Genomic DNA, 23,070 nt, shown 5'->3' with positions numbered 1-23,070 from the left:
ATATCTAAATGAACAAAAGAGTTGAGGAATCAACTCTTTTGTTATTTTTATGATAATTTTCATTTTGTTGGAAATAGTAAGGGAATACTTGGAAAAGTACCCACATGAAAATTAAGTGTCAAGATGAAAGGATGGTTTGAATTGTCAGGACCTAGCTTAAAAAAACAAGATGCACATGACTTAATACATGAATCGGCATTAAACGAGGCGAAAGAATTAAGGATGTTATTACAAAAATGCGTGGAAGATGCTCAAAAGGAAAAAGCCATTAAAGTAGCAGAGGTATCAATTGAACATTGGGAATCTAGGACATTGCAGCATGCAAGTTCAGAGGAAGAAGGTTTATATAAGGAAATGGTAACTGAAAAACCCCATTTAAAAACTCTTGTCATACAGTTGACTCGTGACCATGACCTTATGCGTAAAATGGTAGAACAAATGAAGGCTCTATTAATAAATAATGAGATTGATGAAAGATTAGTATCTTTAATGGATTCCTTAATTATTGTTGACTCTCTACATAATGACGATGAAATGAATAAACTTCTAGGACATAAAGAATTCTATAAGTTGGAAATTATGGAAGAGAGTGATGAGATTGCTTGAGGAAAGACTATTACGCTATGGAGCACCCGCCTTATATGACAAGATGGTTGAGACTTTCTCGAATTTTCATATTCATCCATATGATGTTCAATCCACAGTATTAAAAGTCGAGGACAAATTTGAAGTTTCATTGAAATTTTCTGCTGATTTTTCTCAATCTGTAACCCGTCAATTCACTATTGAACAAATGGAGCATCCTGATGAAGAAGTGACAAGCTTTTTTCAAGAATCTGCAGAAAAATGCAAGTCTATATTAATTGCTGATTACTACAAAATGATGAAAGTGTGAAAGGAGTTGAAACGCTTTTGTTTTCATTTCAAGCAGATGCACTTTTGGTTGATGACCGAGAAGATTTGATTGCCGTTTTACAAATGAGATTCGGCACTTTACCGGGGGAAATGATCCAAAAAATTTATGAAATTAATGATATGAATACATTGCAGCGTCTCATCTTATCTGCTGCTAATTCGGCAAATTGGGATGTTTTTGTAGAAGATTTTAATGTCAGTAAAGATTCCTATCGATTATTGGGAGATAACTTTAACCCACTAAGAGATTTAATAAATGAAGGAGAGATGTGCGATGGAGGAGCATAAGAATAATTTGTTCCATTCTCTTAAACATCTCGTTCGCGGAGACCGAATTAATGATGGTTGGACAGAAGAAAGTCCGCGTCCACGGGATTGGGAGTCAGCTTACCGTAATCGTTGGGGACATGATAAAGTCGTACGATCTACTCATGGAGTAAACTGTACGGGTTCTTGCAGTTGGAAAATCCACGTAAAAGATGGGATTATCACTTGGGAAACACAGCAAACAGATTATCCTTCTACTGGGGATGATTTTCCGGAATATGAACCCAGAGGGTGCCCTCGTGGTGCCAGCTTTTCATGGTACACATACAGTCCAACCCGTGTGAAATATCCATATGTTCGTGGCGAACTCTACTCTTTATGGAAAGAGGAATTGGAAAAAGCCAATAACCCAGTTCAGGCATGGGAAAATATCGTTACTGACCCTAAAAAGCGTGAACGTTATGTTAAAGCAAGAGGAAAAGGCGGTTTTGTTCGGGGGAATTGGAATGACCTTTGTGAAATGATTGCTGCCGCCAGTATATATACGATAAAAAAATATGGACCAGATCGTATCGTTGGATTTAGCCCTATTCCCGCCATGTCAATGGTCAGCTATTGTGGCGGCACAAGATTTTTGTCCTTAATCGGAGGAACCATATTAAGTTTCTATGATTGGTATGCAGACCTGCCACCGGCTTCACCGCAAGTTTGGGGTGATCAGACAGATGTTCCGGAAAGTGCAGATTGGTATAACACTAAATATTTTATTATTTGGGGAACCAATATTCCACAAACGAGAACGCCAGATGCCCACTTTATGGTGGAATCAAGATACAACGGGACAAAAGTAGTCGGGGTCAGCCCAGATTACGCAGAGTACGAAAAATTTGCTGACATGTGGCTGCCTGCCAAAGCTGGGACAGATGGAGCGCTTGCCATGGCGATGACACATGTGATTTTAAAGGAATTCTATGTAGATAAGGAAACGCCATATTTTATGGAATATGCAAAACAATATACGGATTTGCCATTTTTAATCACATTAAAAAAGAAAAATGATAATTACCGTTCTGATTGTTTCTTACGTGCATCAGATCTTTCTGACCAAGAAGAATTAGGTGAATGGAAAACTGTGGTTTGGGATGAAACAACTGATAACTTTGCCATTCCTAACGGCAGCCAAGGTTTTCGCTGGGATAACGGAAATCAGTGGAACTTAGATTTATATAATATTAATCCCAAAATGAGCTTCTTAGATGATTCAGATGATACTGCTATGGTCGAATTCCCTTACTTTGGCCAAAAGGATGGCGGTTTGATTAAGCGTGAAGTTCCAGTAAAAAAAATAAAAGATAAATCCGGAAATGAATTACTCATTACTACAATCTATGATTTAATGTTGGCCCATACCGGAATTAACAGAGGTCTAAAGGGTGACTATCCAAAGGACTATCATGACGATCAAAGTCCCTATACTCCTGCTTGGCAAGAAAGTATCACAGGCGTTAACAAAGCTCATGTCATTCAAGTGGCAAGTGAATTTGCGGAAAATGCAGCATTGACAAAGGGTAAATCAATGATTGCAATGGGTGGTGGAACAAACCACTGGTATCATAGTGACCAAATTTATCGCTGTATTTTAAATCTCATTCTTTTAACCGGTTCACAAGGTGTAAATGGCGGGGGTTGGGCGCATTACGTAGGTCAAGAGAAAGTACGTCCGCTTGAAGGATTCTCCCAAATTGCATTTGCTAATGATTGGGTGAAGGCTCCAAGGTTTATGAACGGTACTTCCTTCTTTTATTTTGCAACAGAGCAATTCCGCTATGAATATGAAAAAAGAGAAGAAGAATCAGAGTGGGGAAGCAAATATTCCAGCATGCATCCAGCTGATTTTAATGCCCTTTCAGCAAGGTTAGGATGGTTACCAAGCTTTCCACAACTTTCTCAAAATTCTTTAGATGTAGTAAGAGAAGCACGCTCAAGAAACAAAAATGATCAAGCGGTTGTCGAAGATATCACAAAACAACTAGTGGAAGGAAAGCTTGACTTTGCCATTGAGAATCCAAACGATCCACGTAATTTTCCGCGAGTCTTTTTCAACTGGCGTTCAAATTTATTAGGAGATAGCGGAAAGGGACATGAATATTTCGTGAAGCATTTAATTGGCGGACAAGATTCTGTATTAGGTGATTATGAAAATTCTTGGCAACCCGAGGATGTGAACTTGTCTGAAAAACCACCTGAAGGGAAAACAGATCTTTTCGTCAGCATGGATTTTCGAATGACTAGTTCAGGACTTTTCTCCGATATTATTTTCCCAGCTGCTACGTGGTATGAAAAATACGATATTAGCACCACGGATATGCATCCATTTGTCCATCCGTTTAATGCAGCCATTTCTCCTCCTTGGGAGACAAGAAGCGATTGGGATGCATTTAGGGAAATTGCCAAAAGTTTTTCTGAACTTGCTAAAAACCATCTTCCTGCTCAAGAGGACCTTGTTCTGTCGCCACTTGCACATGATACCATCAATGAAATTGCTCAGCCTTTCGGAAAAGTCAAAGACTGGCGAAAAGGTGAAGTGGAAGCAATACCGGGAAAAACCTTACCAAACTTTAATTTTGTCAAACGTGATTATCCAAATGTATACGATATGTGGATTACCGTTGGGCCAAATATTAAAAATGGATATGGAACAAAAGGGGTTAAAATTCCTGGTGATCAAGTTTACAAGGATTTACTTGACCGCTTAGGACCATCCAAACATATAGGAATTGGAAAAGGTTATCCTGACCTTTATACCGATAAAAAAGCTATTAATGCCATTTTGTTAATGTCCGGTGCTACAAATGGCAAGCGAGCGGTTGAAGGTTGGAAATCCGTGGAGGAAAAGACAGGTAAAAAACTGACTCATATTTCCGAGGAACGTGCGGAAGAAGATTATACGTTAGACGCCTTAACTATTCAACCAAGACCAACCCTTTCTTCCCCAGTATGGAGTGGGCTCGAAAAGGATAATCGACGGTACTCTCCGTTTACGATTAACAAAGAATTTAATATACCGTGGCATACACTTACTGGAAGGCAAAGCTTTTATCTTGACCATGAAGTGATGCTTGATTTTGGCGAAGGGCTTCCTTTATATATTCCTCCGATTACAAGAGGCGCTTTTGTGAAAGGAGAAAAAGAAGTCGAAAATCAAGGAAAATCCATTTCATTGCGTTACATGACTCCACACCAAAAATGGGGCATTCATACCATGTTTACCGATACGAATAACATGGCTCAATTGTTCCGTGGCTGGCAAGTCGTTTGGATGAATGAAGAAGATGCAGCCTCTATCGGCATTAAAGACAACGATTGGATTGAAGTATATAACCGCAATGGTGCTGTTGCTGCTAGAGCTGTTTTAACGTACCGTATGCCAAGAGGTGCAGTTTATATGTACCACGCTCAAGACAGGCATATGGGGGTTCCTGGGAATAACATTAACAAAGTACGTGGTGGAACCCATAACAGTGTGACCAGAATTTATCCAAAAGCCACGCATATGATTGGCGGCTATTCTCAATTAAGTTATGGATTTAATTATTATGGACCGACTGGTAGTCAGAGAGACACAATGGCGATTATTAGACCGCTGAAGGAGGTCGATTGGCTTGAGGATTAAGGCACAAGTTGCAATGGTCATGCACCTTGATAAGTGTATTGGTTGCCATACTTGTTCTGTTACTTGTAAAAATGTATGGACTAACCGACCTGGAATGGAGTATGTGTGGTTCAATAACGTTGAAACACGACCTGGGGTAGGCTATCCAAAGGAATGGGAAAACACCAACCGCTATAAAGGCGGTTGGGTTTTGCGAAACGGTAAATTGCATTTAAGAGCCGGTGGACCTCTTACAAAATTGGCGAATATTTTTTACAATCCCAATATGGCAGATCTAAATGATTTTTATGAGCCATGGACGTATGATTTTCAGCATCTTCACAAACGGGATAAAGGAGAAAGTATACCTGTAGCCCGTCCTCGTTCGATGATTACAGGAAACTATATCGATAAACCGGTATGGGGTCCAAACTGGGATGATGATTTGGCGGGAGGGAGCGAATCTGTTCCAAATGACCCGAATGTACGAAAACTTCAGGAACACGTTAAAACGGAATATGAAAAGACCTTTATGATGTACCTGCCAAGGATATGCGAGCATTGCTTAAATCCTTCCTGTGTTGCCTCTTGCCCTTCTGGTGCTTTATATAAAAGGGACGAAGATGGAATTGTATTAGTAGACCAGGATGCTTGTCGGGGATGGCGTTTTTGTATGAATGGATGTCCATATCATAAGGTGTACTATAACTGGAATACACACAAAGCCGAAAAATGTAATTTCTGTTATCCGAGAACGGAAGCCGGTTTACCAACCATTTGTTCCGAAACTTGTGTAGGTCGAATTCGATATATTGGTGTGGTCTTGTATGATGCAGATCGGGTGAAAGAGGCTGCATCCGTTAAAGATCCTAAAGATTTATATGAATCTCAACTCTCTGTATTTTTAGACCCATTTGACCCTGAAGTCATTGCGGAAGCAGAAAAACAAGGAATCAATCATAGTTGGATTTTAAGTGCACAAGAATCTCCAATCTATAAGATGGCAATAAAGTGGAAGATTGCACTTCCGCTTCACCCAGAATACCGGACGTTTCCAATGGTATGGTATGTACCGCCGCTTAGCCCGATTATGAACCACATTACTAACGAACAAGATTTAAGTGCGGAAGGCTATATTCCAGCAGTAGATCAAATGAGAATTCCAATGGAGTATTTGGCTTCAATTTTAACAGCTGATGATACATCTGTTATTCGTAAGGTCTTATTAAAAATGGCAGCGATGAGGGTTTATATGAGGTCAAAAACCGTGGGTGGAGTGGACAAACAAAAGTTGACTAAATTAATGGATGAAGCAGGTACCCATAATGAAGAATTAGAAGAGATGGCTCGGTTACTTGCAGTCGCAAAATACAATGAACGATTTGTCATTCCGACTGGCCGTCGTGAAATGAATGATTACTTACATTACAAACAGGGAGCTTGCAGCATTGAAGATTTAGCTCCTCCTGAGGGTATGATGACCTATCCATTTGAAAGAAGTGAAAATGCATAATGAATGAAGAAAAAGCGATTTTAATGCTTTTATCGCGTCTTTTGGATTATCCGGATACTTCTTTTTTTGAAGATCAAGAAACAATCATAAGCTTTATTTGCGAATCGATCACATCAGAGGATATTCAAAAGGAAGTATTGAATAGAATTTATCCCTTCTATCAAATGCCATCGGTGCAATTGGAGCAGCTATATGTAGAGACCTTTGATTATAAGGAAGGGACCAATCTATATTTAACTGCACATGAACTAGGAGACAGCAGAAAACGCGGTTTTGCTCTTATCCAATTACAAAAACTCATATCTGAAGCCGGACTTGAATACATCGGACATGATATGGCAGATTATATCCCTATGTTGTTAGAACTTTTGGCTATTGTACCCGAAGAAGAAAAAATCAACAAACTTTCAAGAAGAATTGCTTATGCCGTTGACCGGATCTTAACAAATCTTCCTGAGGATAATCCTTACAAGAAAGTGCTTGAATTAGGGATGATGTATGTTTTTGAAACTCCGGATGCAGAAGAGATCTCTGCTTTAGAAAGACTTCGGGAAGATGCTGACCTGGATGAGTTGCCATATCCATTGATGTATCGCTAAAAAGGAGGGGCTATGATGGAAGTTGTATTTTGGTGGACAATTTTTCCTTATATTTGCGGAACAATCCTTATTATTGCAACATTTTATCGTTTTGTTTTTCGCGGCAAAAGTTGGACTGCGCCTTCAACAGAAATTTTTGAAAAAAAAGGATTGGGAATCGCCTCTATCCTATTTCACTATGGGATTATCTTTGCTTTTGTTGGACACGTAATGGGCGTATTAATTCCATTACGTGTATACAATGCACTCGGAGTCAAAGACCATATCTATCATTTCTTTGCCATAGCAGGAGGTGGTCTTGCGGGTCTCATGGTGGTAATCGGGCTAGTTTTGATGCTGATTCGAAAATTCAATTCACCAAGGGTTCGTGCCCATACTACTGGGACAAGCTATTTTACCATCATATGGCTTATATTAGTTGCAGGGCTTGGGGCATATATGACGATCGTCTATAATACAACGGTAGGGGCATATGAATACCGTTTATCAATTGGACCTTGGTTCAGAAGTTTGTTCACATTCCATCCAAGGTCGGATTTAATGCTTGGGGTGCCTTTGCTCTTTAAAATTCATATCATTGTGGCGTTTATTTTATTTGCTGCCATCCCATTTACAGCTCTAGTTCATATGTTCAGTTTTCCATTAAGGTATCCTTCACGGGCTCCGCAACAGTACCGGTCAAGAAATGGTTATAATAAGAATAGCAGGTAGAAAAAGGTTTTGCCTTATACCGATCTTTTTTAAGAATTAACAATACAACAATAAAAGCAGTGCATTTCACAACTGAAAACTGCACTGCTTTTCCATGTTAATTTATCTACTTGATAAAGCCCTGTTATGATAGGACTCTTTCATTTAATAAATTTGTAAATCTTACTTCTCTTTTGTTTCATTTAATTCATCAATTAGCTGTTTTGTCCTCTTCGCATTCCCTTCCGCAAAGTTTTCTAGACGTTCTTTTAGCTCATCGTCGTCATGAACCCGTTCGGCGGTAATTAAATATGTACGCATCAAATCTTCTTCTATTTCTATAGAATCTTTAAGAACTGCTTCAAGATTTTCCTTTTCTTCATTTCCCTTGAAAAAACTCATTTGAAATCCTCCTTTTTCCTTTAGGATTCTCCAATCTTTATTGGTGTATCCAATGAAAAAAGGATATGGATCTCGTCCATACCCTTTTGATTTAAAAATTACTTTTTCATCCAGCTTGGTTTTCCAAAACCTTTAAACTGATCATCGATGACTTTTTCGAAATCTGCGGATTCAACAACAGCCTTAATGTCTTTAGATAATTGTGAGTCTTTGTTGCTTGTTTTTACTGCTACAATATTGCGGTAATTGTCAGCCATGTTTTCAAGTGTTAAGGCATCAAGCAGATTCATCTTTGCGGCAAGTGCAAAGTTACCAGGTACTGCAGCTAAATCTGCACTTTCAACAGAACGAGGAAGCTGGCCTGCTTCAATTGGCTGGAACTTCAGGTTTTTCTTGTTTTCAGCGATGTCTTTTTCAGATACTTTTAGTGGATCTGCATCTGCTTTGATAGTGATAAGCCCTGCATCACGAAGTGTGTTTAAAGCACGTGCTGCATTTGTCGGGTCGTTTGGAAGTGTAACAGTAGCTCCATCTTTTACATCTTTAATTGATTTGAATGTGTTCGAATAAATTCCCATTGGTGCTGTTGGTACAGAAATAAGAGCTGTTAAATCCATGTTGTTTTCTTTTGCAAAATTTTGAAGGTAAATCGTGTGCTGGAACAGGTTAGCATCGATATCGCCATTGTTTAATGCTTTGTTTGGCTGGATATAGTCACTGAATTCAACAATTTCAACTTTGTAGCCTTTTTTCTCTAGGCCTGGTTTAATCGCTTTTGTTACCATATCGCTATATGGACCTGCAGTAGCGCCAATTTTAATATCTTTTGATTCTGCTGCTTTTTCCTTACCGCTTGCTGTTTTGTCCTCGGAGTTTCCGCAAGCAGCTAGTGCAAAGACTACACATAGTAATAAAATGCTTGTTAACCATTTTTTCATAATAATTTCTCCCCTTTATTTATCTTCTTTTATCTACAACTTTGGCGATATAGTCACCAAGAAGCTGAATGACCTGAACTAAAATAATTAAGATTAAAACTGTTGAAATCATGATGGTATTGTCGTACCGGTAATAACCGAAGCGAATCGCCAAGTCTCCAATACCGCCGCCGCCGACTGTTCCGGCCATAGCGGAAAATCCTACTAAACTGATGAGTGTTAAAGTAACACCTGAGATAATGCCGGATCTTGCTTCAAGTAATAGGACATCTTTTATTATCATCCACGGGGTTGCCCCGGCAGCAATAGCAGCTTCGATTACCCCTTTATCGATTTCTCTTAGAGCATTTTCTACGATTCTTGCGAAAAAAGGAATCGCCGCTACAGATAATGAAACACTAGCTGCAGTTGGACCGATGGTTGTGCCAACAAGTAAGTTAGTCAGCGGCAGCAATGCCACCAATAAAATAATAAAAGGAATCGAGCGAACCATGTTTACAATAAAACCAAGTACATTCTGGACAGCTCGATTTTCCATAAATAATCCTTTGTCGGTTATGTAAAGCAATATCCCAACCGGCAATCCGATTACCGTTGAAACCACCAGTGAAATTGCAATCATATAGATGGTTTGAAAAAATGCTTTATTGATATCCGGGATAAGCTCCATCAGATGTGCAAAATCAAAGCCCATTGTGTAACACCTCCACTTGTGCGGCCCGGTTTTCAATATAATTTAGGGCTTTTTCTATTTCCTCTTTTTGTCCTTTTAGCTCCATTATGAAAATCCCAAGCGGTTGCTCTTGAATATATTCTATTGAACCATGCAGAAAATTACCTTTTACGTTAAATTGTTGAAGAGTATCAGAAATAACTCCCTCTCCCGCCACCTTACCTTTAAAGGTAACTTTTATTATTGGCCCCTGGCAGCTTTTTAGAATGACTTCCGGGATTTCAAGGGTCACGACACTCTCAATAAATTCTTTTGTAAGTTCTGTATGCGGGTTGGCAAAAATATCATATACCGAACCTTCTTCCACAACTCGTCCATCCTGCATAATTGCCATCCGGCTGCAGATTTCTTTAACAACATCCATCTCGTGAGTGATCAATACAATGGTGATGTTGAGTTCTTTATTGATTTTTTTCAATAGATTGAGTATCGACTTTGTTGTCGTAGGGTCAAGTGCTGATGTTGCTTCGTCACATAAAAGCACCTTCGGATTATTTGCGAGAGCCCTTGCAATACCGACTCGTTGTTTTTGACCACCGCTGAGTTGGGATGGATAGACATCACGTTTATCAGAAAGGCCGACCATTTCAAGGAGTGCCTCTACTCTAATTTTAATTTGTTCTTTTGGCATGTTGGCTGCTTTTAAAGAAAACGCAATATTCTCGTAAACCGTTTTTTGACTGATTAAATAAAAATGTTGGAAAATCATACCAATCTTAAGCCTTGCTGAACGTAGTTGCTCGCCTTTAAGGGAGGTAAGGTTTGTGCCATCAACCATAATACTTCCCGATGTGGGACGTTCTAATAGATTAATACATCTGAGCAGGGAGCTTTTTCCGGCGCCTGAATAGCCGACGATACCGAAGATTTCACCTTCCTGGACGGTTAGTGAAACATTATCAACACCTTTTACTTCACCCTTTTTTGTCTTATAAATTTTACTAAGGTTCTTTATTTCAATCATACTGATTACCTCATTTTTCCGATATCTAAACTAGACTTTATACCCAAACAAAAAGCCCCATTCATTCTGAAAGGGGCGTCGAAATTAAATAGAATTTCGGCTTATCTTTCAGAATGAAAGTACTGTCATTCTGCAGGAATTGGCACCTTCCCAATCGGGGGTTGCCGGACGTCATCGGGCCATGTCCCTCGGTCGCTCTGGATAAGAAAATTAAATTAACAAATAATTAAGTTATATTAAGATAGTACAAATCTATTTTTGTTTTGTCAATCATCTAAATTATAGCGCAATTTACCCGATAGCGTTTTCAACATTGTCATATCAACTTATTATTAATTTAAAAATTTTTTTGTTCGATTAGAAAAGAGCTTTTCGCATGAAAAGCTCTTTGTGCATAACATTAGGCTAAAGCACCAGCAACATTATAATTATTAAAATCAATTTCTGCTTGTTTACCTAATACCAGTTTTGCAAGTTCGGCACCGAGATAGGGCCCACTGGTTAATCCGGAGGAGCCTAAGCCATTTGCTAAGTAGATTCCTTCATAATTTGGTAAAGCCCCGATTACCGGAAGAAAACCAGGAGTAAAAGGCCGAAAGCCTACCCTTGTTTCCAAAATTGTTCCACTTGCGAGACCAGGAGCAACAGCTAAAGCTTTATTTAAGATTTCTTGGACTCCTCCAGCCGTTACCCGATTATCAAATCCTGCATCATTTTCGTGGGTTGCTCCAATGACAACACGCCCACCTTCAAAGGTTAGAATATATTGATCAGATGGTGGCATGACTACAGGCCACGAGTTTGTTTCCATGTCTTGCATATGTAAATGTATGATTTGCGCCTTTTGTGGCCTTACCAAAAATTCAACTCCCAGCGGATCCAAAAGTTCCTTTGCCCACGCTCCTGCAGTGACTATGACTTGATCAGCGAATAGTAACCTATCTGATACTTTAACTCCTTGGACTTTATTATCACTACTAATTAATGAAGCATCCCCTTTAACAACTTGGGCTCCATGTTTTACTGCAGCGTTAACAAGTGCATTACGTAAAGCCCGGCCATTTACACGTGCCCCGCCACTAACAAAAACTGCCCCAAATTCATCGGACAACGGCGGAAAAAGTCGATTCGTTTCAGTTGGTGATAAAATTGTTATTTCGCCGATTTCGGGAGCATCCTCCCAACGGGTCCGTGCCCGTTCTGCCATCTTTTCCAACTTTGCTGGATCAGTGTGAATACTTAATGCCCCAACTCGTTTATAACCCGTATCTTTTTCCCCATCTGCTTCTAACTGAGCTATTAATTCTGGATAATACCGGGCTCCACCTTTAACCAACTGGTACCAGGCTTTATTACGCCGTTGGGACAACCATGGGCAAACAATCCCCGCAGCCGCGTCAGTGGCTTGACCGGGGACATGCCGGTCCACTATGATAACCTCGGCCCCCCATTTTGCAAGGTGATAAGCAGTGGATGCTCCGAGTATTCCTGCCCCAATTACAATTACCTTTTGCATAACTCACCTCAAGACAAAAACTCAGTCTTATAGACTGAGCAAAGTAGATACTATATATATTACAACAAATACACTACTGCTTTAAAGTTTCCTTGTGCTCTGCCTTCTCTCCATTACTTGCTCACACACCATATTATACATAATCTCAACACCTTTTTCAGATGCTTCGAAGTTAAAGGCATTTTCAACATCAATCCCAAGACAGCCCGCTTCTTCCTTAGCATCGATGTTTGCCCCCAAAAAGATAAACTCCCAATTATATTTCTCCTTTTGGTGCTTGATGAGCTCCTTCACTTTTGTATAGGAAAATTCACTACTTGCGTTTTCCATTCCATCAGTCGTGATCACCAATATTACCTTACCGGGCTTATCATTTTCAGGAGTTTTGGATAACCGATATCCTACGTCAAGAATGGTTTTCCCCACTGCATCCAACATTGCCGTCATACCTCTTACATAATACTCCTGATCAGTGAGGTTAATCTGCCTTGCATCAACCCCATTCCATAGGATTTCGTATTGATCGTCAAATAAAACAGTTGTTACCCGTGTCTCCCCTTCCAACTTCCTCTGTTTCTCAATAAATCCGTTAAACCCGCCAATCGTATCACTTTCAAGTCCAGCCATTGACCCGCTTCGGTCAAGCAAGAAAATAATTTCAGTCATATTCGTGTTCATCTCTATCATCCTTTCAATATTGTTTATAAAATAATAATAGGGTATTAAATCTGGGAAATGGTCGCCTCTCAAGCGACATTTTTGGGGGTAGAATTATGCTGGATAAACACTTGCTAGTAGAATTGCAGGAATATGTTGAAAGAAACTTAAACATCCTTACTTACTCAATGATGGAGTCTAATGAAATACATAGTCTCGAAATAGAAGATTTTATTAAAAATAAGCGCCAGCCGACCTTCAACGAAACTCTATTCAAATTGATAGATAAAAAAGGAGCTGGCGACACAGAAACCTACAAAAAAGCCGGATTGGATCGCAGGCATTTTTCTAAGATCCGCTCGAATCCAGAATACCGCCCACGAAAAAATACAGTAGTGGCCTTGGCGCTTGCCCTTGAATTAAACAAAAAAGAAACCGACAAACTGTTAAGTTCGGCCGGTTTTTCATTGTCCGACAGTGAAACCTTTGACTTGGTCATCCAATTCTGTCTAGAGAAAAAAATATATGATGTCCACGATGTCAATCAGGCGCTGGACTATTTTAGCCTGAAGCCATTGATGGGTGTGGCAGAGTAGGTTTACCCAGTAGTCACATTTCATTCCATACTAAAGAGTAAGGGCCGTCTTTTCCAGACTGCCCCCGTTAACCTCTTATTCATTTAATGATTGATGGCTCTCCTGGGAATCCCCTAACAGCTCATCGCCTAATAGTAATTCTTTTGCTCTTTCCTCAGAGGGCTCTGCTAATAGAATTTCTTTTTCAGGAGCAGGCAATGATTTTTCTGCCACCAATTGCTCCAATCGGTCGACTCTTTCCAGTAGACGGGCATGTTCTTCCTCTGCCAATCTGGCTTTGGAAGAATAATACGGATCATTCACCCACCAGTCCATGCCTATTTCTCTTGCCTTATCTACTGAGGCGACCAACAGCCTGATTTTGATTGTTAATAAATCGACATCAGCCAGGGATATTTTAATATCACCCGCTATGACGACCCCTTTATCCAGTATTTTTTCCAAAACCTCAAGCAAATTTGAAGATTGAGGTGCATGCTGAATGGGCATAGTATCTCTCCTGTCGTTCGTCTTACAATAATCTCCCCAGCGGGCCTAGTTCTATATTTAGTTCTTCGTTTTCTAAACCAAAGACAATCTTTAATTCTTCCATTTTTTCTTCCAGTCTCATCAGTGTCAGCCCTAATTCCTCTAACTGTTCATCCGTAAGCGAATCACTTTCCACTCTCCGCATCGCCTGCCGTTCCATCAGCTAGCGAAGCAATTCGATAATCGTCAGGACTAATTTAGCTAACCCTTGCTCAACATTATTGGAGTCTAGCGGCAAGCGTTCCATTTTCTATTCCCTCCCTGCCATTCATACGTTCATAGGAACCAAACGCACTTTCAATTGACGATATAAGCAGCTTAAGGTCGACTATAATTAAGTCAATATCGGCAATAGAGATCAGGATTTCTCCCCGTACGACCACTCCTGTATCAATGATTCCATCTAATAAATCCAAAAGCGTTACTTCTTTGTTTTCTAAGGGATGATACCGTTCCATTACACCTTCTCCTTCACAAACTTAGCGAAGTGGTAGGGCGGCCATGGTCCTGTTACCTGAAACGAACATCCTAAAGCTTCATACGTTTTTTCTAATTCAGCTATTTTATTTAAAAATTGTTCCACTTTACTTTCGTGGATAAGAAAATCATAATTTCCAACCATCTCATCTTTTCTTTCCGTCACTTCTTTTCCCCAATTTTGGCGGAGATTTGAATCATCAATGACGGATCCTAGCTGGGGTAAAATCTCATGGCGCCATTTGGCTTGCTCAAGCTCGAATTCCGCAGCGACTAGTTGATCAAGCTTTTTCCTCATCAAAAATTGTTTTCCCTTTGGCATCGAGACTAATTTTCGCTTCATCTCCGTGATCGCTGGATTATTCTTTAACACATAGGATAAAGCCAGCTCGGAATCACAAAACAGCTTCAAATTCCATTCTTGTTTCCCCTTAAGATAAGTAAGTTTTTCTAGTAGTAGATGGTATTGTCCAGTCAGTAAGCTTTCCAAATTACCTTCGGTTTGAAAAATTGTACAAAATGACATCGGGAGAATGGTAAAATTCCGCTGAAAGTCTGCAATGATTTCATGATGATGAAACGCTTTTCCCTGCAGCCATTTAGCATCCTTTAAAAGAAGATCAATTTGTTGTTGGGAATAGTTAGTGGCACTTACTGGGGTAACGAGTGCTGCTAAATCTTGAAAAACTTTAATGATAATAGGGCTGTGGTCAATTCCTAAAACGTCTGGAACCTCTGATTTCTGCAGTTCCTCTGCTATGCAAACTCCGTACACATAAATGAATTCACTATCTACTTTTGTAAGAGTCATGTTACCTCCTCCTTTAAACCCATTACTCGCCTTTTTCTCTTTCTTTTGCTGTTTTATAACGATTAAGCAGTTCTTGTTCCCGCTCTAAGTAGGTTTCTTCGTCTAGTTCCCCCATTTCGTACGCCAGGTGCAATTCCATCAACTGCTGTTGAATATACGGAATATTGTAAAGCTCCTGCTCAGCCTCATCCTGAATTTTCTCTGCAAGCTTTAGTATCGATCGAATGGGCAGTGTAAATAATTTATGAATCATGATTTTCTTCAATCCTCAATCGAATATTGACAAAGTTATACGCCGGCCATGGACCTGAATATTTAAATTCCGCCTTATCCTTCCAGGATTCATATAATTCGTTTACCTTTTGGTCAAAGGCTTCTTCTTGTTCCCGGTCCACTAAAAACGCGGCATTCAATAAAATTTTCCCGGGAATGGTATTATTCTGCTTGCCTGCCTCTGCCAATTCCAATAATGGTTCATAGATTTCCATGTCTGCTTGTGCTTCAAGACGTAATACAAAGTTTTGGGCTACTTCACCCAATTGGATTTGCTCGTAAAAAGAACCGGGGGCAGATAGATTCTTTTTCCCAGATTTCCATTCATTTAAAATTGGGTCATTTGCTATTTCTTGTTCCACCCATTCCCGCCTGACCATAACCTTTAGACCAACTTCTATCTTGTTGTCCAATACTATAAACAAGTTTTCAAAATGATCATGTAAATTCTCCATTATCAGCAGTACATCTTTATCCGAATGAAACACATTTCCAAAGCTCATCGGAATGACACAATATTGTTTCATTACCTCCGTAATGGTTTGTTGATGAGCAAATAAATGATGACGGTCCGGTAATACCTCTCCACTAGCCTTGGCAGCAACCATCGCGGTATTTTTGTAGTGGATTGTATAAATCTCGCTTTCCTGTCCGTTAATCGTTACTTTTCCAAATGTTTTTGGTTTTGTTTCACGAATGGCACAGAAGACATAAACTCCGCTTTGCTGGTCCATTACCCCTCTTCCCTTCTCAACATTTCCTGTAAAATTAGCTCCTTAATTTCTTTATGCTTTAAATCAGGAAAATTTTGATTCACCGGTCTTGTTAATACATCGAAGCAAAGTGTCTGATAATCTTTGTTCCCAGGGCTAATCGGTATATTTGCCTCCTTTGCAATCGTGGCAATCATAAGTGAAGCCCGCAAGCTCGGGCAAAATCTCTTTCCATAGCTTCTAAGATTGGAAACGAGTCTTACCACCTCTTTTGCTTCGAGTTCGCTAATTTCAATTTTCTTTCTGATTATTTCAGCCTCTGTTTCTTTGTCACAATAATCAAGGTTAATTGTTATTAGCCGATCTAAAAGCGCATCTTGGGTATGAAAGGTCCCTGCATATTCATCTGGATTACTTGTAAAAATAATGGAAAAGTTCGGATGGCATTTTACAAATGTTTCCTTTTCTTTCCCGTAAACAGGGAGGATTTTCTCCTCTAATAGGGCTAAAAATATATTATTCGTTTCTGGGCGAGAACGTGAGAACTCATCGTAAATTACGATATGGCCGTTTTTCACGGCATCGATGAGCTGTCCCTGGACCCAAATTGGTTTTATTTCTTTTTCTGTTTTATAGACTGACCGAATATAATTATCCACTACCTCTCGCTTAACAACACCATAATGATGCCCTAACAGATCTTTGTTTGACATTTCATGGTGTCCGCGGATAACGGTAACAGGCCTGTTAAATTGCTTTGCGATATATAAAGCCAAGCTTGTCTTTCCTACACCGGATGGACCGACAAAATGGACGGGATAGCCGGCCTGCATATATCGGAGGCTCCTCAATATAATTTCATCGAAAAATGCAGTTTTAACAAACCCTCCATCTCCATCTATCTCCCTTCGCTGATTCAACATCATTTACTCCTTTCTTTTTAGCAAAAAAGCCAAGGCTTTAAAAATATGCCTCGGCTCAGCTTTTTTAACTATTTAAACTGCTTCTTCCATATCGAGAAGTTCATCATCTTCTTTATCCTTTTTAAGGAGTCCAACCGCATCTGCATATTTCAACCATGTTTTTACACTGGCAATAACAATCCGTGCCTCAATTGTAAGCAGCTCAATTCCAACTAACGAAACACAAGCCCAGATGTCAATAACCACGCCTTTATCCAGAATACGGTCAACAACCTCGGCTAAGCTTGATGAATCTACACTTTTTTGAATGGCAGCCATTTCATCCCCTCCTTTCATTGACAAAAAAACACGGGAGATTCCTATAGAATATTCACTCATTCACCTGCAGTTACTGAAGACCTTCCCTTCATTACAATCATAGATAATACGAATTTCTATAGTATATGAACAGAAGTATGATTGGCATAGACTAGTGTTCTTATATTTGAATAATATTAAGTGAGTGAACAAAAGTAGCCCACAAAAAAAATACCCAGTCCGAAGACTGGGTCCAATACTATTCTAATGTGATACTTTTTCTCCTCTTCTGGAACGAATCCCATGAATGATAAAGGTAACTAGGAACGCCAAGACAAGGACAACGATAAAGATCTCATTTGCAATATGAATATCGATAAGTGTCAATCCCATTTTTACAGCAATAAAGGTAATCAGCACATAAGCCGTTGTTTCAAGCTCCGGTACTCGGTTCATTAAGCCGATGAAAAACGTGGCAACGCCCCGCATCATGAGAATACCAATCATTCCGCCCAGCAGAATGACCCAGACTTCATCGGAAACCGCCAGCGCGGTAAGGATACTATCCACTGAAAAAGCCAAATCCATTAGCTCAACGCTGATAACAGTCGCCCAGAAGACCCCAAATGTTTTCGTTAACCAGCCTTTTGGCTCCCGTGCTTTTTCCTCTTCTCCATCCTCACTGCTCTTAAATCTGTCAATAAAGAACTTAACAGCAAGCCAAAGTAAATACAACGCACCAATTAATTTAATAAACCAAAGCTTGATCAAAAACGTTCCCAGTCCGATGAAAATAAAGCGAAATACGTACGCTCCCCAAAGACCGTATACCAATGCTTTCTTTTGCTGCTTTTTCGGTAAAGGTTTTACGAACGCCGACAACACCAGCGCATTATCCGCCGATAAGATACATTCCAGTACAGCCAATGAGAGAATTAATCCCCAAGCCTTAGGCGAAGTTAATACCTCTGCCCACATATGCCAGTCAAGCATCGAGACATAAGTGGCTAAAATATTATCTACCATTCAACATTACTCCTTTGTTGTTCTCTATCTAATATTACTACTTGTCAAGATTTTTATAAAATTATTTTGCTGCAATATCGTTGAGTTAGCTATTTTATGTCGTGTCCCTCTATTAGTACATAATTCCATTTTTGCTGTTAAATACTAACTTAACATGGTCATTAGAAGTCTGGTGGTGGACAAATGTTTTTTAAAAAGAGGCCAAAACAAAAAACGGTTACACATTATGAAACGCAAGAAAAAACCATCAGTGAAGTATTGGATAAAGCCAATCAATCCAGTGATTTTTCGACGATATCTTCTCCATCGAAAGATGATTTCATAATAGTAAGTTACTATAGCACGTTAATTGATTACGATTTACTTCATCGCTCACTGCTTCAAAAGATTAAGGAGAATTCTACCGTCATCACCACACTATCTGATTTAAAAAGGATTATTCCATTAGAAAACTTTCAGATAACCCGAGATGCAAAAGAAATTGAAAAAGGGCTCTTTAAAGGAGCCGCCTTGGTCCATTTACGTAATGACAATCGGGAATATGCCCTCATTAGTCTAGAAAACTCCCGGCTTGGCATGCGGGAAACAAATGAAGGCGAAAATGAGTTTAGCGTGATTGGCCCGAAAGTTGGATTCATTGAAGATTTAACTACAAACCTTCATTTATTGCGAAGCCATTTAGTTACATCCGACCTTATCTTCGAAGAATTTGAAGTAGGGACAAGGTCGAAAACAAAAGTGATTGTCGCCCATTTGGCGGGAGTGACAAATCCGCAATACGTTCAAACTGTTAAACAGCGGATCCAAGACCTTGATATAGAAGTCATTTATGATAACACACAATTGGAACAGTTAATTTCTGATCACTCCTCAACCATATTTCCTTTGTATCTCACTACGGAAAGAGTAGATAGAACCGTTAGCACCTTGATTTCCGGGAGTATTGCCATTTTAAGTGATAAATCCTGCTATGCCATCACAGGACCAACGACGTTAATGAATTTTTTTGCAACGCCTGAGGATTACTACTTACCTTGGGTGGTTGCAACATTTTTTAGATTAATCCGGATTATTGGCATCTTATTTTCCATTTTTGTTACGCCATTTTATGTAGCGATTTTAACTTTTCATTTTGAAGTAGTCCCAAAGGATTTATTAGGGCCGATTATTTTCTCTAGAGCTAATGTTCCTTTCCCGCCTGTGGTAGAAGTGTTATTCCTGGAGATTGTCATTGAATTACTTAGAGAGGCAGGGGCGAGATTACCAACGAAAATCGGACAGACGCTCGGGATTGTCGGTGGCATTGTTATTGGCCAGGCAACTGTTGAGGCGGCATTAACCAGTAATATTTTATTGATTCTAGTTGCATTGGCAGCCTTGTCCTCCTTTACCACCCCGATTTATAAAATGTCCAATGCAGTCAGGCTATTGCGGTATCCATTCATCCTGCTGGCGGCGATCTGGGGTGGTTTAGGGATTTATGTAGGGATCGTTTTTTTAATTGGGCATTTACTGCGCCTTAAATCTTTCGGAGTTCCTTATATGCTGCCACTTTTCCCCTATAGGAAAGGCGGGTTTTTCACTTCTTTTACACGTCTTAACTTTATTCGTCAAAAAAAACTCTCTCCCTATTTACGGCCGCTTAGCCGAACTAGTTTCAATCCTAAGGATAATCAAGATTCGGAAGATGGGCTTAATTCCGAATAAAGTAAACACTGTCACGGCCCGGTAATGCATGATAAATCAAAAGGGAAAGATGCGATTCGAATGAAAAAATGGAAAACATTGTTCTTAGTCATCCTTTGTTTCGTCCTTCTGATCGGTTGTGCAAGAATGAACATCATCGATCAATTAAGCATTGTTCATGTATATGGATTTGATGTCTCTAAAGATGGACAATTGGTTGGTACAGTATTGTATCCAAACTATACAAAAAGCAGGGGCAATCCAAATATTCAATATTTAACTGAACATGCGCCTCCCAATTCGGTGATCTATGAAAAAATGGATAAGTACACCAGTACTCCTATAAAGCTGTCGAAAATCAGAGTATTAGTCTTTAGCAAGAAATATGCCAAGACAAATATAAGCGATATCATAAAACGATTCATTACCACCCCGGAGCTTGGAACTAACATTCAAATTGTGGTTTCGGAAAAATCAGCACAAGAAATACTGAAGGCCATAAAAGAGGGAGAAGACCTTACCTTAGCTGACAGATTAAAACAAAATATGCTGACACAAAATCTCCCGGATATGAACCTTCATGTTTTTTTAAACCATTTCTTTGGTGAAGGAATGGATGCCTATGTACCGATTGTTTCCCTAAACAGAAATAACGGTATTGACGTTGGCGGAGTCGGAATCTTCAAGGGTGACAAGTTTAAGTTGCAGTTAAACGAAGAGCAGAGCTTTTTCTTTTCCATCTTAGAAACGGTGAAAACTCAAGGATGGCATCGATTTAAAGTGGATGACAATGGCCAACGGGGGATTATTATTGTCCGTGGGTTCAGGAGCAAGAAAAATTGGGATTTAATAAACAAACAAAACAATCCCGAATTGAACCTCACCATGAACCTTGAGTGGACCGTTTTTAAATATCCAGACTGGTTGGACCTTTCAAATGATACTGACCTCAAACGGCTAAAAACCATGATTGAAGAGGAAGTCAAAAAAAAAGTGGAACAATTATTAACTACCTTTAAAGAAAATAAAGTCGATCCACTTGGGATAGGAAACATCGTTCGTGCACGAGACAAGAATTGGGAGGAGACTGCCTTCTACAAAAAATATCCCAACCTGCCTATCCATGTGAAGGTGAATTTGGAAATCATCCATACCGGTCTTGAAAAATAATAAGCAAGGAGGAATGATCATGCAGACTAGGGTTAAAGAAAATATGATGGTTTCACCTTATTTCCTTTTCTTCCTGATTCATTCCTCCCAGACAGGAATCACTGTATTAAAATACCAATCAAAAATTATTAAGGGTGCCGGACAGGATGCATGGGTCTCCGTTCTTTTAATTGGACTAAGCCTGCACCTAGTTTTCCTGATGATGGTCTATATCCTCAAACACGCAAGTGAGAAGGACATTATTTCTTTCCATACGGATACGTTTGGAAAATTTATGGGTGGAATTCTGAATATGCTCATGGTTTGTTACTTTTTATTGGCAGGATTATTAATCATGCATTCTTATGTTGATATTTTGCAAATCTGGGTGTTTGAAGGGATTAATGCCTGGGAATTTTCCCTTCTCCTTTGTATCATCTCTTATTATTTAATTGCCGGAGGGTTTCGAGTTATAGCAGGGATTACCTTTTGGGGAGTCATTATTCCAAGCGGGTTGCTGCTTTCCATATTTTACTTACTTAGCTACAGTGAATTTTCATACCTTATGCCGTTCTTTAATCATGGAATAAAGGATTACATCCTCTCAGCAAAGGAATCGGGACCGTTATATTTAGGATTTGAGACCATGCTCGTTTATTTTCCGTTTATTAAAAATGGGGGAAAATCTAGCAAATGGGGTCATTTCGGATTATTATACACAACGATTCTTTACCTTGTCGTCACAATCACAACCTTTTCATTCTTCACCCAAGGAAAACTAAAACTATTAACCTGGCCCACCCTTACCATGATTAAAATTATCTCATTTCCTTTTTTGGAGCGATTTGAGTTTATTTTTCTTTTCACCTGGCTTCTGGTCATTATTCCACCCATTTGTCTTTATTTATGGGCTTCCATTCGGACAATTAAATTGACCTTTATAAAGATTAAACCCACGTGGGCTCTATTCTTTTTTCTTCTCTGTTATTTTTTGTACGATAGCATTTTAGTTGATATGTACTTCACACAAATATTGAATAAGTTTATCAGCTATAGCGGGTTTATCTTCCTTTATGGCTATATACCACTTTTATTTATCATCGCTTTCATCAAGAATAAGATTAAAAACAAAAAGCATCAGACATAACCATAGATTATGAATGATGCTTTCCCTGTTTTAATACTTTATTCACCTTGCTGTTCATGCACAAGATTCCGCCACTCCAAGTCTCCACGCTCCAAGCCACGGATCAGTATTTCCGCAGTTCCCATATTGGTGGCCAACGGAATGGAATACACATCACAAAGGCGGATAAGCGCTGAAATATCCGGCTCATGCGGCTGTGCTGTTAATGGATCCCGGAAAAAGAAAACAATATCCATTTGGTTTTTAGCAATTAAAGAACCAATCTCCTGATCTCCACCCAGCGGCCCGGATTTAAAACGTGTAATTTTTAAATCTGTTTTATCCATAATTCTGCTGCCTGTCGTACCTGTGGAATATAATTCATGCTTACAAAAAATCGGCTCATATGCGACTGCAAAATTTACGATGTCATTTTTCTTTTGGTCATGTGCTATAAAAGCAATTTTCAAAACATACACCCCGTTCTTATTTCAATTCACTCTATTTAATATCTTAAACCTTTTCCTACCTTAAAGTCGATAATTCATGTGATTCCCCGCTTGTTTTTTTTGAATATTAAGTTGTTTTTAAGAAAAATTTAAGATTGGTCCTTTAGAAT

General features: G+C 39.3%; 25 protein-coding genes, 2 pseudogenes and 1 riboswitch. Of the genes and pseudogenes, 11 read left to right on the top strand and 16 right to left on the bottom strand.

All coding sequences use genetic code 11. The features are described 5' to 3' along the window. Positions 1-141 precede the first annotated feature (141 nt). Genes V5M37_RS06265 through narI form a run of 7 tightly spaced genes read left to right on the top strand, consistent with a single transcriptional unit; the run spans position 142 to position 7,657 of the window. A complete protein-coding gene (locus V5M37_RS06265; RefSeq protein ID WP_423801263.1) occupies positions 142-606 on the top strand; it encodes a hemerythrin domain-containing protein in 465 nt (154 codons plus the stop codon). Continuing rightward, the gene (locus V5M37_RS06260; protein ID WP_213146655.1) at positions 593-895 is read left to right on the top strand and encodes a hypothetical protein; all 303 of its coding nucleotides are present in this window, start codon (positions 593-595) and stop codon (positions 893-895) included. Before V5M37_RS06265 ends, V5M37_RS06260 begins: the two co-directional genes overlap by 14 nt. A gap of 17 nt (positions 896-912) precedes the next feature. Then, entirely contained in the window at positions 913-1,203 is a 291-nt protein-coding gene (locus V5M37_RS06255; protein WP_423801262.1) for a hypothetical protein, read from the top strand. After that, positions 1,190-4,855, top strand: a complete 3,666-nt coding sequence (locus V5M37_RS06250) for a nitrate reductase subunit alpha (RefSeq protein ID WP_423801261.1) — start codon at positions 1,190-1,192, stop codon at positions 4,853-4,855. Before V5M37_RS06255 ends, V5M37_RS06250 begins: the two co-directional genes overlap by 14 nt. After that, complete coding sequence (gene narH, locus V5M37_RS06245; RefSeq protein ID WP_423801260.1) at positions 4,845-6,347, top strand: nitrate reductase subunit beta; 1,503 nt, start codon at positions 4,845-4,847, stop codon at positions 6,345-6,347. The genes V5M37_RS06250 and narH overlap by 11 nt, the downstream gene beginning before the upstream one ends. Beyond that, positions 6,347-6,946 (top strand): nitrate reductase molybdenum cofactor assembly chaperone, encoded by a 600-nt coding sequence (gene narJ, locus V5M37_RS06240; RefSeq protein WP_423801259.1) that lies wholly within the window; start codon positions 6,347-6,349, stop codon positions 6,944-6,946. Before narH ends, narJ begins: the two co-directional genes overlap by 1 nt. A gap of 15 nt (positions 6,947-6,961) precedes the next feature. Continuing rightward, positions 6,962-7,657, top strand: coding sequence for a respiratory nitrate reductase subunit gamma (gene narI, locus V5M37_RS06235; protein ID WP_423801258.1), 696 nt, complete (start codon positions 6,962-6,964; stop codon positions 7,655-7,657). A gap of 162 nt (positions 7,658-7,819) precedes the next feature. On the opposite strand, the gene V5M37_RS06230 is transcribed toward narI, so the two are convergent. The 6 genes from V5M37_RS06230 to V5M37_RS06205 all read right to left on the bottom strand — a co-directional run bounded on the left by V5M37_RS06230 (position 7,820) and on the right by V5M37_RS06205 (position 12,867). Continuing rightward, positions 7,820-8,038 (bottom strand): hypothetical protein, encoded by a 219-nt coding sequence (locus V5M37_RS06230; protein ID WP_423801257.1) that lies wholly within the window; start codon positions 8,036-8,038, stop codon positions 7,820-7,822. A gap of 98 nt (positions 8,039-8,136) precedes the next feature. After that, the gene (locus V5M37_RS06225; protein WP_423801256.1) at positions 8,137-8,976 is read right to left on the bottom strand and encodes a MetQ/NlpA family ABC transporter substrate-binding protein; all 840 of its coding nucleotides are present in this window, start codon (positions 8,974-8,976) and stop codon (positions 8,137-8,139) included. 19 nt (positions 8,977-8,995) lie between these two features. After that, positions 8,996-9,670: a methionine ABC transporter permease gene (locus V5M37_RS06220; RefSeq protein ID WP_423801255.1), complete on the bottom strand. Its 675-nt coding sequence runs from the start codon at positions 9,668-9,670 to the stop codon at positions 8,996-8,998. Further along, the gene (locus tag V5M37_RS06215; protein ID WP_423801254.1) at positions 9,660-10,673 is read right to left on the bottom strand and encodes a methionine ABC transporter ATP-binding protein; all 1,014 of its coding nucleotides are present in this window, start codon (positions 10,671-10,673) and stop codon (positions 9,660-9,662) included. Before V5M37_RS06215 ends, V5M37_RS06220 begins: the two co-directional genes overlap by 11 nt. 98 nt (positions 10,674-10,771) lie before the next feature. Beyond that, a riboswitch (SAM riboswitch) is annotated at positions 10,772-10,881 on the bottom strand. A 192-nt stretch (positions 10,882-11,073) separates the two neighbouring features. Next, positions 11,074-12,189 carry an NAD(P)/FAD-dependent oxidoreductase gene (locus V5M37_RS06210; protein WP_423801253.1) on the bottom strand — a complete coding sequence of 372 codons (1,116 nt, stop codon included), beginning with the start codon at positions 12,187-12,189 and terminating at the stop codon, positions 11,074-11,076. An 81-nt stretch (positions 12,190-12,270) separates the two neighbouring features. Then, on the bottom strand, positions 12,271-12,867 hold the full coding sequence (locus tag V5M37_RS06205; protein ID WP_423801252.1) for a vWA domain-containing protein: 597 nt from the start codon (positions 12,865-12,867) through the stop codon (positions 12,271-12,273). Between the two features lie 95 nt (positions 12,868-12,962). Here V5M37_RS06205 and V5M37_RS06200 point away from each other — a divergent pair, with 95 nt between their 5' ends. Then, complete coding sequence (locus V5M37_RS06200; RefSeq protein ID WP_423801251.1) at positions 12,963-13,442, top strand: hypothetical protein; 480 nt, start codon at positions 12,963-12,965, stop codon at positions 13,440-13,442. A 198-nt stretch (positions 13,443-13,640) separates the two neighbouring features. Here the strand turns inward: V5M37_RS06200 and V5M37_RS06195 are convergent. The 9 genes and pseudogenes from V5M37_RS06195 to V5M37_RS06155 all read right to left on the bottom strand — a co-directional run. Beyond that, positions 13,641-13,931: pseudogene (locus tag V5M37_RS06195) on the bottom strand (gas vesicle protein); the annotation flags it as partial. A gap of 22 nt (positions 13,932-13,953) precedes the next feature. Next, a pseudogene (locus tag V5M37_RS06190) lies at positions 13,954-14,217 on the bottom strand (gas vesicle protein K). Continuing rightward, positions 14,189-14,428, bottom strand: coding sequence for a gas vesicle protein (locus tag V5M37_RS06185; protein ID WP_423801250.1), 240 nt, complete (start codon positions 14,426-14,428; stop codon positions 14,189-14,191). The pseudogene V5M37_RS06190 and the gene V5M37_RS06185 overlap by 29 nt, the downstream one beginning before the upstream one ends. Then, positions 14,428-15,258 carry a GvpL/GvpF family gas vesicle protein gene (locus V5M37_RS06180; RefSeq protein WP_423801249.1) on the bottom strand — a complete coding sequence of 277 codons (831 nt, stop codon included), beginning with the start codon at positions 15,256-15,258 and terminating at the stop codon, positions 14,428-14,430. The genes V5M37_RS06185 and V5M37_RS06180 overlap by 1 nt, the downstream gene beginning before the upstream one ends. A 22-nt stretch (positions 15,259-15,280) precedes the next feature. Then, positions 15,281-15,511, bottom strand: a complete 231-nt coding sequence (locus V5M37_RS06175; protein ID WP_423801248.1) for a gas vesicle protein GvpG — start codon at positions 15,509-15,511, stop codon at positions 15,281-15,283. Continuing rightward, positions 15,501-16,265 carry a GvpL/GvpF family gas vesicle protein gene (locus tag V5M37_RS06170; RefSeq protein ID WP_423801247.1) on the bottom strand — a complete coding sequence of 255 codons (765 nt, stop codon included), beginning with the start codon at positions 16,263-16,265 and terminating at the stop codon, positions 15,501-15,503. Before V5M37_RS06170 ends, V5M37_RS06175 begins: the two co-directional genes overlap by 11 nt. Further along, entirely contained in the window at positions 16,265-17,164 is a 900-nt protein-coding gene (gene gvpN / locus V5M37_RS06165) for a gas vesicle protein GvpN (protein WP_423801246.1), read from the bottom strand. The genes V5M37_RS06170 and gvpN overlap by 1 nt, the downstream gene beginning before the upstream one ends. 75 nt (positions 17,165-17,239) lie before the next feature. Continuing rightward, entirely contained in the window at positions 17,240-17,485 is a 246-nt protein-coding gene (gvpA, locus tag V5M37_RS06160; protein ID WP_423801245.1) for a gas vesicle structural protein GvpA, read from the bottom strand. Positions 17,486-17,728: 243 nt separating this feature from the next. Then, positions 17,729-18,490, bottom strand: coding sequence for a TerC family protein (locus V5M37_RS06155; RefSeq protein ID WP_213146645.1), 762 nt, complete (start codon positions 18,488-18,490; stop codon positions 17,729-17,731). 183 nt (positions 18,491-18,673) lie between these two features. Between V5M37_RS06155 and V5M37_RS06150 the strand changes: the two genes are divergently transcribed. The 3 genes from V5M37_RS06150 to V5M37_RS06140 are packed head-to-tail and all read left to right on the top strand — an operon-like array spanning position 18,674 to position 22,472. Continuing rightward, complete coding sequence (locus V5M37_RS06150; RefSeq protein ID WP_423801244.1) at positions 18,674-20,197, top strand: spore germination protein; 1,524 nt, start codon at positions 18,674-18,676, stop codon at positions 20,195-20,197. A gap of 60 nt (positions 20,198-20,257) precedes the next feature. Further along, a complete protein-coding gene (locus V5M37_RS06145) occupies positions 20,258-21,346 on the top strand; it encodes a Ger(x)C family spore germination protein (protein WP_423801243.1) in 1,089 nt (362 codons plus the stop codon). Positions 21,347-21,365: 19 nt separating this feature from the next. Next, the gene (locus tag V5M37_RS06140) at positions 21,366-22,472 is read left to right on the top strand and encodes a GerAB/ArcD/ProY family transporter (RefSeq protein WP_423801242.1); all 1,107 of its coding nucleotides are present in this window, start codon (positions 21,366-21,368) and stop codon (positions 22,470-22,472) included. Positions 22,473-22,510: 38 nt separating this feature from the next. Here the strand turns inward: V5M37_RS06140 and mgsA are convergent, their stop codons facing one another. After that, a complete protein-coding gene (mgsA, locus tag V5M37_RS06135) occupies positions 22,511-22,921 on the bottom strand; it encodes a methylglyoxal synthase (protein WP_213146641.1) in 411 nt (136 codons plus the stop codon). Positions 22,922-23,070: the final 149 nt, after the last annotated feature.

The sequence above is a fragment of the Neobacillus sp. SAB-20_R2A genome, assembly GCF_049568635.1.
In the GTDB taxonomy this organism is placed as follows: domain Bacteria; phylum Bacillota; class Bacilli; order Bacillales; family Cytobacillaceae; genus Neobacillus; species Neobacillus citreus.
This window is presented reverse-complemented; position numbering and strand designations above follow the sequence as displayed.

Excerpts from the sequence above, each read along its gene's own strand:
- V5M37_RS06180 (WP_423801249.1), bottom strand. The coding sequence starts at position 15,258 with ATGACTCTTACAAAAGTAGATAGTGAATTCATTTATGTGTACGGAGTT.
- V5M37_RS06230 (WP_423801257.1), bottom strand. The coding sequence starts at position 8,038 with ATGAGTTTTTTCAAGGGAAATGAAGAAAAGGAAAATCTTGAAGCAGTT.
- V5M37_RS06250 (WP_423801261.1), top strand. The coding sequence starts at position 1,190 with ATGGAGGAGCATAAGAATAATTTGTTCCATTCTCTTAAACATCTCGTT.
- V5M37_RS06140 (WP_423801242.1), top strand. The coding sequence starts at position 21,366 with ATGCAGACTAGGGTTAAAGAAAATATGATGGTTTCACCTTATTTCCTT.
- V5M37_RS06185 (WP_423801250.1), bottom strand. The coding sequence starts at position 14,428 with ATGGAACGGTATCATCCCTTAGAAAACAAAGAAGTAACGCTTTTGGAT.
- V5M37_RS06260 (WP_213146655.1), top strand. The coding sequence starts at position 593 with ATGAGATTGCTTGAGGAAAGACTATTACGCTATGGAGCACCCGCCTTA.
- V5M37_RS06225 (WP_423801256.1), bottom strand. The coding sequence starts at position 8,976 with ATGAAAAAATGGTTAACAAGCATTTTATTACTATGTGTAGTCTTTGCA.
- V5M37_RS06175 (WP_423801248.1), bottom strand. The coding sequence starts at position 15,511 with ATGATTCATAAATTATTTACACTGCCCATTCGATCGATACTAAAGCTT.
- V5M37_RS06155 (WP_213146645.1), bottom strand. The coding sequence starts at position 18,490 with ATGGTAGATAATATTTTAGCCACTTATGTCTCGATGCTTGACTGGCAT.
- V5M37_RS06220 (WP_423801255.1), bottom strand. The coding sequence starts at position 9,670 with ATGGGCTTTGATTTTGCACATCTGATGGAGCTTATCCCGGATATCAAT.
- V5M37_RS06215 (WP_423801254.1), bottom strand. The coding sequence starts at position 10,673 with ATGATTGAAATAAAGAACCTTAGTAAAATTTATAAGACAAAAAAGGGT.
- V5M37_RS06205 (WP_423801252.1), bottom strand. The coding sequence starts at position 12,867 with ATGAACACGAATATGACTGAAATTATTTTCTTGCTTGACCGAAGCGGG.
- V5M37_RS06210 (WP_423801253.1), bottom strand. The coding sequence starts at position 12,189 with ATGCAAAAGGTAATTGTAATTGGGGCAGGAATACTCGGAGCATCCACT.
- narI (WP_423801258.1), top strand. The coding sequence starts at position 6,962 with ATGGAAGTTGTATTTTGGTGGACAATTTTTCCTTATATTTGCGGAACA.
- gvpA (WP_423801245.1), bottom strand. The coding sequence starts at position 17,485 with ATGGCTGCCATTCAAAAAAGTGTAGATTCATCAAGCTTAGCCGAGGTT.
- narJ (WP_423801259.1), top strand. The coding sequence starts at position 6,347 with ATGAATGAAGAAAAAGCGATTTTAATGCTTTTATCGCGTCTTTTGGAT.
- V5M37_RS06200 (WP_423801251.1), top strand. The coding sequence starts at position 12,963 with ATGCTGGATAAACACTTGCTAGTAGAATTGCAGGAATATGTTGAAAGA.
- V5M37_RS06170 (WP_423801247.1), bottom strand. The coding sequence starts at position 16,265 with ATGGACCAGCAAAGCGGAGTTTATGTCTTCTGTGCCATTCGTGAAACA.
- V5M37_RS06145 (WP_423801243.1), top strand. The coding sequence starts at position 20,258 with ATGAAAAAATGGAAAACATTGTTCTTAGTCATCCTTTGTTTCGTCCTT.
- V5M37_RS06150 (WP_423801244.1), top strand. The coding sequence starts at position 18,674 with ATGTTTTTTAAAAAGAGGCCAAAACAAAAAACGGTTACACATTATGAA.